General features: G+C 66.5%; 11 protein-coding genes and 1 tRNA gene. 9 read left to right on the plus strand and 3 right to left on the minus strand.

Annotation, left to right across the window (positions count from 1 at the left end; translation table 11 throughout):
* Window positions 1–230 precede the first annotated feature (230 nt).
* Both HK401_RS00185 and HK401_RS00190 read right to left on the minus strand, forming a co-directional pair.
* Entirely contained in the window at window positions 231–2,495 is a 2,265-nt protein-coding gene (locus tag HK401_RS00185) for an FAD/NAD(P)-binding protein (RefSeq protein ID WP_181272656.1), read from the minus strand.
* A complete protein-coding gene (locus HK401_RS00190; RefSeq protein WP_181272657.1) occupies window positions 2,492–4,585 on the minus strand; it encodes an LCP family glycopolymer transferase in 2,094 nt (697 codons plus the stop codon). Before HK401_RS00190 ends, HK401_RS00185 begins: the two co-directional genes overlap by 4 nt.
* A 753-nt stretch (window positions 4,586–5,338) precedes the next feature.
* Between HK401_RS00190 and HK401_RS00195 the strand changes: the two genes are divergently transcribed.
* The 8 genes from HK401_RS00195 (at window position 5,339) to HK401_RS00230 (ending at window position 12,299) form a co-directional block, all read left to right on the plus strand.
* Window positions 5,339–5,427: transfer RNA gene (locus HK401_RS00195), tRNA-Ser, on the plus strand.
* A 395-nt stretch (window positions 5,428–5,822) separates the two neighbouring features.
* Window positions 5,823–6,437, plus strand: coding sequence for a hypothetical protein (locus HK401_RS00200; protein ID WP_181272658.1), 615 nt, complete (start codon window positions 5,823–5,825; stop codon window positions 6,435–6,437).
* Window positions 6,434–7,033 carry an OmpA family protein gene (locus tag HK401_RS00205; RefSeq protein WP_181272659.1) on the plus strand — a complete coding sequence of 200 codons (600 nt, stop codon included), beginning with the start codon at window positions 6,434–6,436 and terminating at the stop codon, window positions 7,031–7,033. The genes HK401_RS00200 and HK401_RS00205 overlap by 4 nt, the downstream gene beginning before the upstream one ends.
* Window positions 7,034–7,162: 129 nt before the next feature.
* The gene (locus HK401_RS00210) at window positions 7,163–7,756 is read left to right on the plus strand and encodes a short chain dehydrogenase (protein WP_181272660.1); all 594 of its coding nucleotides are present in this window, start codon (window positions 7,163–7,165) and stop codon (window positions 7,754–7,756) included.
* A gap of 12 nt (window positions 7,757–7,768) precedes the next feature.
* A complete protein-coding gene (locus HK401_RS00215) occupies window positions 7,769–8,524 on the plus strand; it encodes a GntR family transcriptional regulator (RefSeq protein WP_181272661.1) in 756 nt (251 codons plus the stop codon).
* A gap of 163 nt (window positions 8,525–8,687) precedes the next feature.
* Window positions 8,688–9,935 carry an FAD-dependent oxidoreductase gene (locus tag HK401_RS00220; protein ID WP_181272662.1) on the plus strand — a complete coding sequence of 416 codons (1,248 nt, stop codon included), beginning with the start codon at window positions 8,688–8,690 and terminating at the stop codon, window positions 9,933–9,935.
* Window positions 9,936–10,131: 196 nt separating this feature from the next.
* Complete coding sequence (locus HK401_RS00225) at window positions 10,132–11,190, plus strand: proline racemase family protein (protein ID WP_181272663.1); 1,059 nt, start codon at window positions 10,132–10,134, stop codon at window positions 11,188–11,190.
* A 104-nt stretch (window positions 11,191–11,294) separates the two neighbouring features.
* Window positions 11,295–12,299: an Ldh family oxidoreductase gene (locus HK401_RS00230; RefSeq protein ID WP_181272664.1), complete on the plus strand. Its 1,005-nt coding sequence runs from the start codon at window positions 11,295–11,297 to the stop codon at window positions 12,297–12,299.
* Between the two features lie 2 nt (window positions 12,300–12,301).
* Here HK401_RS00230 and HK401_RS00235 read toward each other — a convergent pair whose 3' ends face one another.
* Entirely contained in the window at window positions 12,302–14,035 is a 1,734-nt protein-coding gene (locus tag HK401_RS00235) for a PucR family transcriptional regulator (protein ID WP_181272665.1), read from the minus strand.
* Between the two features lie 113 nt (window positions 14,036–14,148).
* On the opposite strand from HK401_RS00235, the gene HK401_RS00240 reads away from it, so the two are divergent.
* Window positions 14,149–15,633, plus strand: coding sequence for a CoA-acylating methylmalonate-semialdehyde dehydrogenase (locus tag HK401_RS00240; protein WP_181272666.1), 1,485 nt, complete (start codon window positions 14,149–14,151; stop codon window positions 15,631–15,633).
* The last annotated feature ends 42 nt before the right edge of the window (window positions 15,634–15,675 follow it).

Here is a 15,675-nt window from a genome sequence, read left to right on the forward strand (position 1 = left end):
TAATGCGCTCGTTCAAGCCGGAGCGCACTCGTCGATAGGTACGCCGTTCCACGAATGCGCTGGCGCTTGAACGACGGCTAATGCGAGGTGGCCTCGACCTCGTTCAAGCGGGAGCGCACTTGTGGATAGATGCACCGTTGCACAAGTGCGCTCCGGCTTGAACGACGGGAGCTGCGGTGTTGCGAGCACAGACCGTCGCGGTTGGGGATCCAGTTAGGGGAGGCGCACTCTCAGAGGAGGTCGAGGATCGCTTCGGCGGCGGCGTGAGAGTCGTTGAGCGTGGCCGCGTTGACTCCCGGGTTCGCTGCGATCGCCAGTCCCCACTGCCGCGAGGACAGCTGGATCGACAGTGCGAATCGGCGCGGATGGACCTGACCCTCGACGTCGATGGTTCGGTAGGGGCGCGGGGTGAGCGCGAGTCCGTTGAGGAACTTCTCTCGACCGTCGTCCAAGGTCAGACGGGCGGCGGTGAGCTGTCCGCGTTCTAGCATTCCGTGCAGCAGGACATCGGCGGCCCGAGACACCGAGTTCGTCGGCGACGCCGCATCGATGACGACGTTGCCGGTGATTCGGCCGGCGGCCTGCGCCGAGGTGACCGTGAAGATATCCGCGTTCGTGACCGTCGCCGGGGTGCCCCCTGTCGAGGTGACCCCTGCCGAGGTGTCGCCTGCCGAGATGGCAGCCGGGTTCTCTTCGATGCGCATGTCGGGGCCGATGAAAGTCACGACGCCGGCCTCCGCGAGGGCAAGGAGTTCGGCGATGCGCTGCGGGGGAGGACCGTCGCAGATGCCGGAGACGAAGCCCTCGAACCAGCCGATGATCTCCATATCGATGCTCACTCGGTCGATGTGGGCGGCGACGATGAGCTCTTTGAGCAGCAGCCGAGACTGCCACAACACCGGAAACATCGCCTTCTCCGGGCTGCCGGTCGGACCGGCCAGCGAGGCACGCAGGTCGGTGCGCAGGAAATCGAGCATCCACTCATGCAGCGAACCTGGCTCCCCGGGTTCACGGCTGACGAAGAGCTCGCCCTCGAGCGGGTTGAGCAGCTCGTGCAGCGACATACGATCGGCGGGATCGGGAACGAGTGCCTCTTCGATCTCCGACCACGCGAACGCTTCGCGGGTGACGCGACCTTGGCGGGCGGCATCCTCGGTGGCCGTCGCACTCGCAGCAGCACGTGGGCCGGCAGTATTCCCCTGCGGGTGGGTCTCCTGCCAGGTGCGGCGGGTCAGGTGGCGTGACACCGCCTCGGCGATGGCCTCGCGCAGCTGTCCAGGGTCCCCGGCGAATGCCTCGGGTCGGACCTGGGAGAGCGTGTGATAGTAGGCCAGGCGCAGGTCGGCGAGGATGAGTGGCCACAGCTGGTCGTTGAACCGGGCCTCGGCGGAACGGTCGCCGTCGAGGTCGTCGAGACCGGCCAGCAGGGCGATGTTCTCACGGGTGAAATAGCGCAGAGGCCAATCCGCCTTCGGGTGTTCCCCGCAGATCGGTTTGCTGCGGTATGGGATCCCACGGCGGGAGCCCAGGGCCAGGTGCGGTTCGAGGCCGCTGGGCTCGTAGCGCAGCTCGCCCTTGGAAGTCGGACTCGGGACGTAGCGGCCCCCGCGTTCATGGGTGAACAGGGTCTGCAGGTCGAAGTAGTTGAGCCCCATACCGCGGACGATGACACGGTCGCCGGGGGCCACCTCGGCGACGGGGGTCTCTGCCGGCAGACCCTGGGGCAGGTACAGTCCGCCGTTGCGCTCGGCGAAGGCGGCCAGGCGGGCGCGCTCCTCGGGCTGGGCGCTGGGGATATGGCCGACGGCAAGAACGACGGCCGAGGCGATGATCGTCGTCCCGTCCTGACAGCGCACGAGCTGTTCGGGAGGGATCGGTTCCCTCGACCTGCCGGGGCTGGCGGCCGCGTCAGCCGGGTCGGCGCTGGCCACACTGGCCCCGGCCTCGGAGGCGCTCCCGGCACCAGCGGGACCTGTCCCGGACGCAGCCGGCGCCGCCTCCGGGAGGTCCATGGCGGGCAGGTCGATGACGGATTCGGCCTTCGTGAGGTGTTCGACGATTTCGACGCAGGCAGGGGCAATGCGTCGGATGCGGTCGTAGGAGTCGCGGAGGTAGCGGCCGTAGAGGGCGCGGCTGGGGAAGGTCGAGTCGAGTGGTTCGGTGCCGCCTGCGGCGACATACCATTCGCCCATCGACGGGCCGGCGGGTTCCTCGCCCTCGTCAAGGAAAGAGCAGCTGGAGTCGGGGAATACGGTCTGCTCGGCGATGGTCGTGTTCATCAGCAGGGATTGCGGCTGATCGGTGCGCCAGACGATGCCGGCCCCGGGCGGATACGGGTCGATGAGGTGGATGGTCAGCGCGGGATCGGTCTCACCTTCGCGTCCGTCGAAGCGCTTCGCGGCCAGTGCCACGAGCCGTTCGAGGACGGTGAGACCGCGCGGGCCGACACCGATGATCGCGACCGCGGGAGCCTGCGTCCGACCGGCCGCACTCACCCCTGCTCGCCGGTTCCGCCGGCACCTTCCGTTCCAGCCGTTTCACCGGAGTTGCCCGGGTATCCGGGGAAGTCGTCACCGGGCTTGTAGCCCTTCGGGTAGCACTTGCCTTCGGCATTGGGCTCACCCGGAGTCGACGAGGCGGCCGCGCCCTCCTCGTCCCCGGACCCGGATTCGCTCGAGTCGGTGGAGTCGGCAGCCTCGGTGGGGTCGGTGGTCTCGTCGGTGCCGGACGACGATTCCTTGTCCTCACCGGAGTCCTGGGACTTGCTGCCGTCATTGGTCGGCTGCGGTGTCTCCTCGCCGTCGGAGGCGCCCTTCACCTCGCCGAGGATCCACTTGTGGAGGACGTCGAAGTCGGGGTCGTAGGTGGGGGTGACGTCGTTGTTGATCTGGACCGAGGTGACGTCGCCCTTCTGCATCATCAGGGCGAGTTCGATGAAGGCCGGGATCTCGTTCTGCGGAATCGAGGTCGCGATGTTCCGCGTCGCCGAGTTCGCGAGCTTCGGATACGCCGAAGCGATCTCCTGCGGATCGACCTGCTCCAGCGTGGTCTTGAGCATCCGCTGCTGACGGCACATGCGGTCGTAGTTGTCGCTGCCTTCGCGGGAGCGGACATACCACAGCGCGTCCTTGCCCTTGAGGTTCTGCTGGCCGGGATCGACCCAGCCGTAGATCTCGTTCTTGACCCCGTTCATCGACTTGCCGCCACCCATCGGGATGGGCCGCTCGACGTCGATATTCACACCGCCGATGGCATCGACGACGTCTTCGAACCCGGCCATATCGACCGAGGCCCAGTAGTCGAGGTTGAGGCCGAGCGAGCCTTCGACGGCCTGCATCGTCGTCCACATCCCCGGCTCGAGGCCGTGAGTGTCGCCGATGGAGTCCTTGTTCTGATCGCCCCACTGCCACACGGCGTTGATGAGGTCCTGCGACGAGTCGCCGGAGGGGCGGAACCCGTCCGGCCACTGCTTCTCGAGCTCACTGCCCTCGGGGAAGATCGGGAACGCGAGGTTGCGGGGGACGGAGATGAGCGCGGCATTGCCGGTCTTCGTGTCGATCGAGGCCACGAGCATCGTGTCCGGCCGGGTGCCCTCACGGTCGTCGCCGTTGTCACGCCCCATGAGGAAGACGTTGATGTAGGGCTTGTCCGCCCACAGATCTTCGGCGTTCTGGGACTTGCCGGTGCTGTCGCCGAAGAGGCTTGCGACGGTCGAGGACTGGACCCTGGCGAAAACGGATCCGACGCCCAGAGGGATGCCGATGATGAGCGCGAGAGAGACGACGAGAACGCCGGCGAGCTTGTTCTGCCAGGGCCGGTACCGGTGCCCGCGCCGCAGCCCGAGGTGGGACACGATCATCACGAGGATCCAGATCACGGCCACGAGGATCGCGCCGATGGCGAGGAAGTTGAGCAGAGACGGGCTGGAGACGACGGTTGCGACCGCACGCACCGGCCCCTTGACGAGCAGATAGATCAGCCCGGTGAGGAGGGCGAGGACGAAGAGCCCGAACACGATGAGGCCGACGGGACGGAAGCGTGTGCGCAGCAGTCCGACGCCCGGCAGTAGCGTGCTCAGCGAGGTCCAGCCGACGAGGCTGGGGAAGGTTTCGCCGAGGCGGGAGGAATGTCGGCGGGCTCGCCCAGGTCCGTGGCCGGTTGAGTCACCGTCCGACTTCGGTGAGCGTTTCTGGGGACGTTCGGCTGCGCCCGCGTCGGCTGCACCTGCCCCAGCCGCGTCCGCGCCGACTGCGCCTGCTCCGTCCGCACTGCGTGCCGCATTGCGGGCGGCGTTCCTGCCGCGACCGCGGCTGCGGTCCTCGGCGGCGCGTCGTTCGCGAGCATCACGCCGAGTGGTCGGGGCTTCGTCGTCGGCGCCCCTCGCCGAGGTGGCCGTGTGGTCGTCCGAGAAGGTGCGCGGGGCATCGTGGTCGGCTCGACGGTCGGCAGAACGGGAGAGATCGGCGGACCGGGAGGGGCCAGCGGACTCGGAGGAATCGGAGTATCTGTCGGGCGGGGTGTTCGATCCCGCGGCCGCGGCCACGCCGGCCGCAGAGGCTCCGCTGGCGGCCGCGGCGCGCAGCATGCGTGCTTCCCGGCGAGTGCGCGGGGCTACCGGGCGCGGAGTCGGAGCAGGATGCTGACCGCCTGATGAGTGGTCGGCGGAATCCGTCGTCGAATCCGATGACGAGCGGGGTCCGGACCGTCCATCGGCTGGTCGGGCACTGGTGTAATCAGAACTGCCGGATGAGCGTCCGGATGAATCTCTGCCGTCTTGCTTCCTGCTCGACCGAGAACCGCTGGAGCCTCCGGCGTTCCCCTGCGGGGCCGGACCGTTGTCGCTGGCAGCGGTGTCGCCACGGAAACGCGGGCGAGCGGAGGCGCGGAGTCGACGCCCGGCGGCGTGAGAATCGGGGTCGTTCTCATGCGGTCCGTGCTTGTCAGGGGGAAACTCTGGCAAGTTGTCTACTCCTCAAAAACTGTCATTTCGTGCTGAGCGGCCCGCTCGTCGTTCTCATCCGTCGGCGTCGGGTGCATCGTGAGGATGCAGGCTTTCCCGGCTGGTTTCCCGGAAGGAAAGGTGAGCAGACCGCAAGGCACATCACGCCGATTTTACGCCCGGACATTGATGAATGCTGGAATTCCGGTGTGGAGGAGCAGAAGAAACGGGACGATCGGCCCGGATTTCCGCCGATCATGGGTCGCTCCTTCTATGACGAAGCCCACTCATGCCGCCTGCACTTTGCTCTGGATGGCTCCTTTCCCTTAGGCTGTTATCCGTAGTGCTGGCAGGTCTGTCGACGAACATTGCGCCGAAGGCGACCAGAGCATTGCAGAAGGAGTCGTGGCTGAGCGGCCGAAAGCGTCACCCTGCTAAGGTGAAGTCCTCCGAACGGGGGACCGTGGGTTCAAATCCCACCGACTCCGCGTAGTGATGAATCCCCGCGATCCGATGACATATCGGACCACGGGGATTCTTCTCGTTCCGGCCTGGTCCGCACGCGTCAGCGCGACTGTATGCCCAAAGTGCACGCGTAGTGACGAAAATCAGGACGCTCACACTTCTGATGCACAGTCATCTACCCAATGTCCGCGTGAGGGCTGACACGGGCAGCCCGGCACGTGTCGGTCCCAGCACGCACCATCACCCTCCGGCCCGGAGTTCGCGCCGACCGGTTCACCGAAACTTCATCGGTCACGACAAGGGCTGTAGTGAAAGTCCGAGTATTTCGGGCTAGGGTGAAATGAGTCCACCCGCAGAGCCGCCGGAGGCCACTTATACGAACGGCGGACGGCGACATACGAGGAGAACCGACATCACCATGCGCTCCATCCGCAGGACTGTTCTGTCCGCAGCCGCCGGCGTTCTGGCCATCACCCTGACCGCGTGTTCGTCCGGAGACGAAGCGGACGGGTCGAAGACCGAAGGTGCCGAGTCTCAGGAGACCGCCCAGAAGTCCGGCGGAGCCGACGGCTCCGATTCGAAGGGTGAACCCGGATCCGCCGAGGCGGCCGGCCTCGACCTGAATGACCTGCCCGATCCGATCGCCGCCCAGGACATCCCCGCCGCAGTCGAGGGGGACGACGACGCAACGATGACCGTCGAGTTCTTCGCGCTCAAACGACAGGGAGAGACCGTCGTCGGTCAGTTCGGGTTCACCGTGAACTCAAGCTCGACCGAGGAAGACTGGCTGTACGGCTACCTCGGTGACTCAGGGTGGGACCCGTTTCTCGTCGATTCTCAGAACCTGCGCAAACACTCGGTGCTGAAGAAGAGCATCAATCGGGCGCAGACCGAGGTGCAGGGCCCGAAGTTCAAACCCGGTGAAACCTACTATGCCTTCGCCGTCCTCGCTGCTCCGCCGCCAGACGTCAAAGAAGTCGAGGTCTCGGTCGTCGACGGCATGAACCTCGTCGCCGGAGCGCAGATCTCGTGAAGATCGCAATCGCCTGCTCCGCAGCAGCGCTCGCCGTGGGCGTCGCGATCGCCGGGCCCGCCGCATCCGCAGTCGCGAACTCCGTGACTTCGCATGATGTCGCTGACAGGGGCACCCCGACACCCGAGGACTTCACCGACCCGGATCAGTCGATGATCGACGAAAGCATCGTCGATCTCGATCCGGGAATCGACGACCTCGACAAGGGCATCGAAGATCTCGAATCGACCGAAGTCAGCGGCGACTCCACCGTGGTCACCCTCGATACCGACATCCTCTTCGACTTCGACTCGGCCGAGCTCAGCGACGCGGCGAAGAAGAAGATCGCCGACCTGGTCAAGGACCTGCCGACGGATTCAGAGATCACCGTCGGCGGTCACACGGACTCCAAGGGCGAGGACGACTACAACAAGAAGCTCTCCGAAGACAGAGCCGAGGCCGTCGCCGAGGTGCTCACCGCCGAGAACAAAGACCTCGACGTGACGGCGAAGGGCTACGGGGAATCCGAGCCCGTCGCTGCGAACGAGAAGGGCGGCGAAGACGACCCTGAGGGCCGGGCGAAGAACCGCCGCGTCGAGATCCGCTACAACGGCTGACCGGCAGGCTGGTCGGATGGGAACGCATCCCCTAGACTCGGCATTGTCCGTCAATATAGGAATGTCTGACAAAGCTCGTCATCGGTCGGGTCGCCGATGCGATCGTCCGAACACTGCAAGGAGGTCAGGATGAAGATTCTGTTGGTGGGATCCGGCGGACATGTCGGAGGCGTCGCCCGTGCCGAGCTCGAGAAGCGCGGCCATGAAGTCCTCGGTGTCACCCGATCGACCGATCCGGGGGTCGACACCTCTGATGCCGACTCGATCTCTCGTCTCCTCGAGGCCGTCGGCACCGTCGACGCGATCATCGTTGCAGTGGGAGCTGCGGCTTTCAAGCCGGTCACCGAGCTGACGCGTGAGGACTACACCGCGGCGCTTACCTCGAAGACGCTCGGCCAGATCGAATTCGTCACCCAGGGCCTCGACCGCCTCAGCGACGGCGGTTCGATCACGTTCGTCACCGGTGTCCTCAGCCGCGAACCCGTGCCCACCGCGGCGGCCGCGGCCATGGCCAACGGCGCCGTCGAGTCGTTCGTCATCTCCGCCGCTCCGGAGCTTCCGCGCGGCATCCGCATCAACGCCGTCAGTCCGAACGTGCTCGCGAACTCCCCGCACTATCACGACGCCTTCGCCGGAATGGTGCCGGTGACCGACGAGCAGGTCGCCACTGCATTCGTCCGCTCCGTCGAGGGCAACGTCACCGGCCGCATCCTCGCGGTCTGAGGAAGCGTAACAATGGGAGCGGTCGCCGAGGGCAATGAGTCGGGGCGCGGTGACGAAGTCGAGCGAAATCGCACTGGTCGCGCAGTCCACTACTCATCTGCGCGTCCGCCTGTCTCGAACACCGAACGCCGCCAGCGCGTCATCGATGAGATCAAACGTCGCATCGTGCTCGGCGAGCTCACCCCCGGGCAGCGGATCATCGAGGCGGAGCTGACCTCGTCGCTTGAGGTGAGCCGCCCGACCGCTCGGGAGGCCCTCAACCAGATGGCGAGGGACGGCTTCCTCATCCAGGAGGCCTATCGCGGCCTGCGGGTGGCGAACATCGAGGTCGAGTCCCTGCTCGAGATCGCGCGTGTCCGTGTGGCACTCGACACCGAAGCCATCGACGAGATCCTCGACGATGCCTCGGGAGAGCGCCTGGCGCGTCTCGAGGAGATCTGGAAGCGCTTCGAGAGTGAGAGCAGTGCGGCCGATCCGCTTGCCGCACATGAGGCCCACATCTGCTTCCACCGCGGAATCTGGGAGGCCGCGGACAATTACCTTCTGATGCGCATCTGGCCCGTGGTCGAGGCTCAGATGACGATCGTCCTCGCCTATGACCAGTTCACCAGGCGTGATTCCGGCCGTGCTCATGCGATCCATGCGGCATTCATGCGTGCCATTCGCAGCGGTGACCGTGCTCGCATTCGCACCGCACTCGACGTGCACACGATGGACAGTGCCCAGGAGCTTGCCCTGCTCGTCTCCGGAAGCGTCGACAGACACTGAGGGCCCGATCTGCGCCGAGGCGGCATTGACGATTCCTCGAACTCTGCGTAGCGTACTTGCCAATGTATTGTCATACAACGGGGCCTCGATAGTGGCAGTCTGAAATGTGACGCCAATGCCGATCACGGTCCCGCCGACTCGGGAAACCAATGGAGGTGGCCGGATGAGGACTGTCATCGTCGGAGGCGGCGTGGTCGGGCTGACCAGCGCATACGAACTGGCTCTGAGCGGCCATGACGTCACTGTCATCGAGGCCGAGCGCTGCGGCGCCGGCGCTTCCCACGGCAACGCGGCGAAGATCGCGATCGCCGAAAGCACACCGGTCCCCGCGCCGGGAGTGCTCCTGCAGGGCGTCCGCTGGATGCTCAGACCCGACAGTCCGCTGTCGATCAGGCCGTCCTTGGCCCCCGGGTACCTCAAGTTCCTGCTGCGCATGGCCGCTCACTGCAACGCCCGTGAGTTCACCGTCGGACTCGACCTCCTCCTGCGCCTCGGCGAGGACGCGAACGACCTCTTCGACGAGTACCGACGGCAGGGCATCGACTTCGAAATGCACGACCGCGGAGTGCTGCTCGCCTTCGCGACCCGCGAACGATTCGATGAACACTGCGAGAGTCTGCCTGCCTTCGAGGCCGCGGGCCACCGTCCCCAGCGCCTGCACGATGATGAGGTCTACGAGTTCGAACCGGCACTGAGCGACCGTATCCGCCACGGATTCTTCTTCCCCGCCGACCGCCAGCTCGAACCCGACTCCCTGACGTCGGGGATGCTCACGAAGCTGTCCGCTCTCGGCGTCGATGTCCGTGAGGACACACGCATCGGTCGGTTCGTCCGCACCGGCGGCACGGTGACCGCCGTGGTCACCACCGACGCCGAGGTCATCGGCGCCGATGCCTTCGTCATTGCCGCCGGAGTCCCCTCCGGAGCACTGGCGGCCGAACTCGGCCAGAAGATCCCGATCTACTCGGGCAAGGGCTACAGCATCGACTACACCCCGGCTCCAATCGAGCTGAAGACCTCTCTGACCCTCGAAGACGCTCGCGTCGCCGTCACCCCGCTCAATGGCATGCTTCGACTGGCTGGAACCATGGAATTCGGCAGCAGGGACGACCGCGTCAACGACACCCGTGTCGGCGCCATCCGTCGCTCCGCGCAGGAAGCCTTCCGTGGCTGGGACGGCGGTATCGGTGAGCAGCCCCCATGGGCAGGATCGCGCCCCATGACCCCGGACGGGCTCCCCGTCATCGGTCGCCTCGCCGCGGCGGCGAACGTCTTCATCAACTCCGGCCACTCGATGCTCGGCCTGACGCTGGCCCCGGGGTCGGCGCGACTGCTCGCCGGCCTCATGGCCGACGGAACGTCGACAGTGCCTGAGGAGCTCCTCGCCCGCATCTCTCCGAACCGCTTCTGAGCCCTCGGCATACCCGCTCCGCCTCAGCCGCCAGTTCCGGTGAGTGCCTTTCTCCTGTCGTGCAACTATGCTGGCGCCATCAGGACGGAGATGACTCTCGTCGGTGTCGACGCGGAGTCCGTCGTCGTACTCCCCGGGCCGCTTCGCGACGCCGATGTCGCGGTCGACGGACGACTCGTTCGGGAATCGAGGAGATGTGAAGAACAGGCAGATCATCCAGGCCGTCGATGTTCACGCGGCAGGAGAGCCCGGCCGGGTTCTCCTCGGGTCGAACCTCAAGGTCAAAGGTGCGACGATGGCCGAGAAGCTGCGCTATTGCGAGGAGCACCTCGACGAATTCCGCACTCTCATTCTTCACGAGCCGCGCGGATACCCGGGGCTGTGCTCACCGATCGTTGTGTCAGCGACGGACCCCAGTTGTGACTTCGGCATGATCGTCATGGAACAGGGCGGGTTCAAGCCGATGTCGGGGTCGAATCTCATCTGCACTGTCACGGCCCTCGTCGAGACCGGATCCGTCGACGTCACCGAACCGGTCACCCACCTGCGCATCGACACGGCCGCCGGAGTCGTCACCGCCCGCGCCGAGGTGGTCGACGGTCGCGCGCGGAAGGTGACCTTCGACAATGTGCCTGCCTTCGTCCACGGTCTCGACCTCCCTCTCGAGGTCCCCGGCTATGGGACGATTCCTGTCGACATCGTCTTCGGCGGTCAGTTCTACGTCCAGACCTCGGCGAGCAGCCTCGGCGTGGATCTCGATCCGGGCGATGCCAAGGAGATCATCCGAGCCGGCAGCGTCCTGCTCCAAGCGGCGAACGAGACCTTCGAGGTGCGGCACCCGCTTATCCCTGAGATCGATTCGATCGGGCTGCCGATGATCCACGGTCCCGCGGTGGCACCGGGCACCGACGGTCGCAACGCCGTGGTTCTGCCCAATGGAACCGTCGACCTCAACGATCCGACCACGTGGTCGGGCACGCTCGACCGTTCACCGTGCGGCACCGGCACGAGCGCTCGTGTAGCCGCAAAATATGTCCGTGGTGAACTCGCCTTGGGGGAGGAGTTCGTCCACGAATCGATGCTGGGAACGACCTTCACAGCCGAAGTGAACGAGACGACGTATGTCGGTGAGGTGCCTGCTGTGATCCCCTCCATCAGCGGACGGGGATGGATCACGGGATTCCAGCAGCTCGTCCTCGAAGCCGACGACCCTTTCCCCTTCGGCTACACAATCGGCGACATCTGGGGCCGTTGATCCGACTGGCTGACCACCGGAACCGACGATTGAGTCGACGGTAGCCTGCTGGGGACAGGCAATGGTCGAACCCGAAGCGAATCGCCGCACATGAGGAGCGCACAATGACGAATGAATCCGACCGCATCTCCTTCGACGAACTCGTCGCCGCGATCGAGGCGAAGCTCGTCGGTGCAGGAGCCTCCCCGGCGGTCTCACGGGTGCTGGCAACCAACTGCGCGACCTGTGAGAGAGACGGCACGCTCAGCCACGGGGTCTTCCGGGTCGCCGGCTACCTCGATTCGCTCAACCGCGGATGGGCCGACGGCGACATTGAGGCGAGCGTCGACGTCGTCGGTCCCTCGTTCATCCGCATCGACGGACACAACGGCTTCGCACAACCCGCCCTGACCGATGCTCGAGCGGAGGTTGATCAGGCGCTCGTCGACACCGGTGTCGCGGTCATCGCCCTGCGCAACACCCATCACTTCTCCGCCCTGTGGCCGGACCTGGAAGCGTTCGCCCGCCGCGGGTGTGTGGCACTGGGGATGATCGCCAGCGGCAAGCTGGCCGTCGTCCCCGAAGGGGCGACCAAGCCGGTCTTCAGCACGAACCCCTTCGGCTTCGCCACCCCAGTTGCTGAGGCGGATCCGATCGTCTTCGACTTCTCGACATCGTCGATGTCGCACGGCGACCTGCAGCTGCTGCGCGCCGAGGGCCGGGAAGTTCCGCCCGGCACCGGAGTCGACTCGATCGGAGCGGACACCACGGATCCGGGGGACATCCTCGACGGCGGCGGCATCCGTCCCATCGGTGGTCACAAGGGTGCGCTGCTGTCATTCATGATCGAAACGCTCGCTGCCGGCCTCACCGGCGGGGCCTTCACCTTTGAGATCGACGCCGAGGCGCCGGAGGGCGCCCATACCTTCCGCACCGGGCAGCTCTTCATCGTCATCGATCCCCAGCGGGGCGGCAACGATGCCTTCCTGGGCCGGGTCAGGGGGTTCGTCGATATGCTCCGCGAAGCGGGCATGGATCGTCAGCCCGGCGATCGCCGTTATGCCAACCGCGCCGAGGCCGCCGAGCGCGGAATCCCGATCACCGACACGATCCGCGCTCTGCTCGACTGACCTCACCCGTTCATCCGCCACCACAGCAGCGCCACGTGCAGTGCCGTGCGTGATTCCGCATCATCGAGGGAGACGCCGAGGCGGTTCTGCAGCTTCGTCATCCGTGCGTAGAGCGCGGGCCGGGACAGATATCCGGCCCGCGCCATCGCGGAGATGTTCCCGCCGTGGGCGAGGTAGAGCTCGAGGAACCCGAGCAGATCCTCCGCATCGGCGCCCTCGTGCACGGACCCGAGCAGGGGGCCGAGCTCGCCCTCGGCAAAGGCGCGCAGCCGCGAGTCGTCGGCAAACAGCGAGAGCAGCCCGCGCAGGCGGACATCGGAGGAGCGGTAGAACGAGCGCTCGCGCACATCGAGAGTCGACGCCACCTCGGCGACCTGGGATGCGGAGTCGAGGCGCGCGACCGCATCGAGCAGGGAGGCGCTGCCCCGCCCGACGCCGACCACCCAGCTGGCCGCATACTCCTCGACCTCCCGCAGGAGCCCGGTCAGGAGGGCATCGGCATCGGAGCCGGTCGACCGACCCGGATCGCCGGTGCCGTCCGGCCCGCCCGACGGCCCGGAGCCGCCCGGCCGACTCGAATTGCGCTTGTTCGCGCCCGCCGCCCTGGCCTCGGTCGGGGCCAGGATGAACCCGAAGGCTCCCGACTGCAGGCTCGTCGTGAGTACGCACAGATCCAGACGTGCCGCGGCCGCGACGATCTCCTGGGTCAGCCCCCGCTCCTGAAGCTGGATCCGCGTCGGCCCCGTCTCGGCATCCCGATCGAGCCGGACGACGACGGGCAGGAACTGCGCATCTTCGACGGGAGCGAAGCCGAGGGAACGCGCACGTGCCCGTGCGGTGCTCTCATCGATGACCTCGGAGTCCGCGATCTCTCTGATCAGGCCGCTCTGCGCCTGCAGCAGCAGGTCCTGTTCGTCACGGTCGGCCATGCGCGTGAGCGTCAGCGCTTCTCCGGCCCGTTCGATGATCTGGTCGAGCGCTGCCGTCGATTCCGCCGGGCCGGGCACGACGAGGCGCCCCCACCGGCGTGCCCGCATCCCCACCGGAGTCTGCCGCCAATCTCGCGCGGCCTCCACGCCCGGCGCGGTGCTCGCCCCCGTGACGAGATCCGCCCACTTCTGCGCAAGCGCGGCCGACCCCCGCCCCGCATGAGCGAGGACTCGGTGGGCGACGTCCTCGAGGATCACGGGCGTTCCCAGCAGCTCGGCCGTGCGCTCCACGATCGTCTGTGCCCCCGCCCGATAGAGGCTCAGCTGGGTGTACGTCTCATGGATCTCCCGCGCATGCTCGAGCCGGGAGATCTGCTGCGCGAGGAGGCGGCGGTGTGCGTGCTCCGTGATCCGCACGAACTTGACCCGGTGCGGGAGGATGACGACGGGAAGATCCCTCGCCGAGGCAGCCGCCCGCACAACCGATCCCGCTGCCTCGTCAAAGGCGGAGTCCTCATCGACGAGTTCGATGATCGTGCCCGCGGCTCCGACTCGCTCGAGCTGATCGAGGAATTCGGTCATCGCCGCAGGGGAGTGGCGGAAGGCCGAGGCCGTGGTGAGCACGAGCTCCCCGCCTTCGAGGAACCGTTCGACGTGATGAGAGTCGGCGATGTGCACCCACCGGATAGCCCGGTCGAGACCCGCCGCGCTCGCCAGCACCTCGGGCTCGGCCGCCCAGACCTCGTCGAGTTCGAGCAGGCCTGCGATGCTCAGCGACGCACCATCCGTTTCCTTCGCAGAGTCCATTGACACAGTGTAAAGCCGGAGAGAAATATTCTGACAGTTTGACACTACCGGGATGGAGTTCGGAGACCGAGGATGGAGACAGCGAACACCCCGACGACGCAGAAGGACACTTCATGGCAACCCTGAACCACTGGATCAACGGACAGACCGTCACCGCCGACGGCGACACCCGCCTCGGCGATATCACGAACCCCGCCACCGGCGTCGTCAGCGGACAGGTCGCACTCGGGTCGAAGGCGACCGTGGAATCGGCGATCGCTGCCGCAGCTGAGGCATTCCCCGGCTGGCGCGACACGTCCCTGGCCAAGCGGACCGCTGTCCTGTTCAACTTCCGCGAACTGCTCAACGCCCGGAAGCAGGAGCTGGCCGAGATCATCACGGCCGAACACGGCAAGGTCGTCTCCGACGCCCTCGGCGAGGTCGCACGCGGCCAGGAGGTCGTCGAATTCGCCTGCGGCATCGCCGGACACCTGCGCGGCGGCCACACCGAGAACGCCTCGACGAACATCGACGTCCACTCCCTGCGCCAGCCGCTCGGCGTCTCCGCGATCATCTCACCGTTCAACTTCCCGGCCATGGTCCCGATGTGGTTCTTCCCCGTCGCCATCGCCACCGGCAACACCGTCGTGCTCAAGCCCTCGGAGAAGGACCCGACGGCCGCGAACTGGCTCGCCGAACTGTGGACGGAGGCCGGCCTGCCCGACGGCGTCTTCAACGTCGTCCACGGTGACAAAGAGGCCGTCGACACGATCCTCGAAAGCCCCGATGTCGCCTCGGTGTCCTTCGTCGGATCCACCCCGATCGCGAAGTACGTCTATGAGAACGGCACGGCCACCGGCAAGCGCGTCCAGGCCCTCGGCGGAGCGAAGAACCACATGCTCGTCCTGCCCGACGCCGACCTCGACCTCGCCGCCGATGCCGCCGTCAACGCCGGATACGGTGCCGCCGGTGAGCGCTGCATGGCGATCTCCGTCGTCGTCGCCGTCGACTCCATCGCCGATGACCTCGTGGCCAAGATCGCCGAACGCACCCGCACCCTGAGGGTGGGCGACGGTGCGACCGAGCCGGATATGGGACCTCTGGTCACCGCGGCCCACCGTGACAAGGTCGCAGGCTACATCGACGCCGGCGCCGAGGCGGGAGCCACCGTCGTCCTCGACGGCCGCGAGAACACCCGGGCCGACGGCTTCTTCCTCAACCCGACGCTGTTCGACAACGTCACCCCCGACATGTCGATCTACACCGACGAGATCTTCGGCCCCGTCCTCGCCGTCGTCCGCGTGCCCGGCTATGACGAGGGCCTCGAACTCATCAACTCCAACCCCTACGGCAACGGCACCGCGATCTTCACCAACGATGGAGGCGCGGCCCGCCGGTACGAGAACGAGGTCGAGGTCGGCATGGTCGGCATCAACGTGCCGATCCCCGTGCCCGTGGGCTACTACTCCTTCGGCGGGTGGAAGAACTCGCTCTTCGGCGACACCCACGCCTACGGCGACGAAGGGGTCCACTTCTTCACCCGCGGCAAGGTCGTGACCTCACGCTGGCTCGACCCCAGCCACGGCGGACTCAACCTCGGATTCCCCACCAACGACTGACACCCACGCCACACAGAACCACCTCGGCGGCCGACGCGCTCA

The organism is Brevibacterium oceani (genome assembly GCF_013623835.1).
Taxonomy (GTDB): Bacteria; Actinomycetota; Actinomycetes; order Actinomycetales; family Brevibacteriaceae; genus Brevibacterium; species Brevibacterium oceani.

What these genes read in the sequence shown, in the direction of transcription:
- HK401_RS00190 (WP_181272657.1), bottom strand. Translation starts at nt 4,585, where the DNA reads ATGCTGCGCGCCGCGGCCGCCAGCGGAGCCTCTGCGGCCGGCGTGGCC.
- HK401_RS00200 (WP_181272658.1), top strand. Translation starts at nt 5,823, where the DNA reads ATGCGCTCCATCCGCAGGACTGTTCTGTCCGCAGCCGCCGGCGTTCTG.
- HK401_RS00210 (WP_181272660.1), top strand. Translation starts at nt 7,163, where the DNA reads ATGAAGATTCTGTTGGTGGGATCCGGCGGACATGTCGGAGGCGTCGCC.
- HK401_RS00215 (WP_181272661.1), top strand. Translation starts at nt 7,769, where the DNA reads ATGGGAGCGGTCGCCGAGGGCAATGAGTCGGGGCGCGGTGACGAAGTC.
- HK401_RS00220 (WP_181272662.1), top strand. Translation starts at nt 8,688, where the DNA reads ATGAGGACTGTCATCGTCGGAGGCGGCGTGGTCGGGCTGACCAGCGCA.
- HK401_RS00230 (WP_181272664.1), top strand. Translation starts at nt 11,295, where the DNA reads ATGACGAATGAATCCGACCGCATCTCCTTCGACGAACTCGTCGCCGCG.
- HK401_RS00235 (WP_181272665.1), bottom strand. Translation starts at nt 14,035, where the DNA reads ATGGACTCTGCGAAGGAAACGGATGGTGCGTCGCTGAGCATCGCAGGC.
- HK401_RS00240 (WP_181272666.1), top strand. Translation starts at nt 14,149, where the DNA reads ATGGCAACCCTGAACCACTGGATCAACGGACAGACCGTCACCGCCGAC.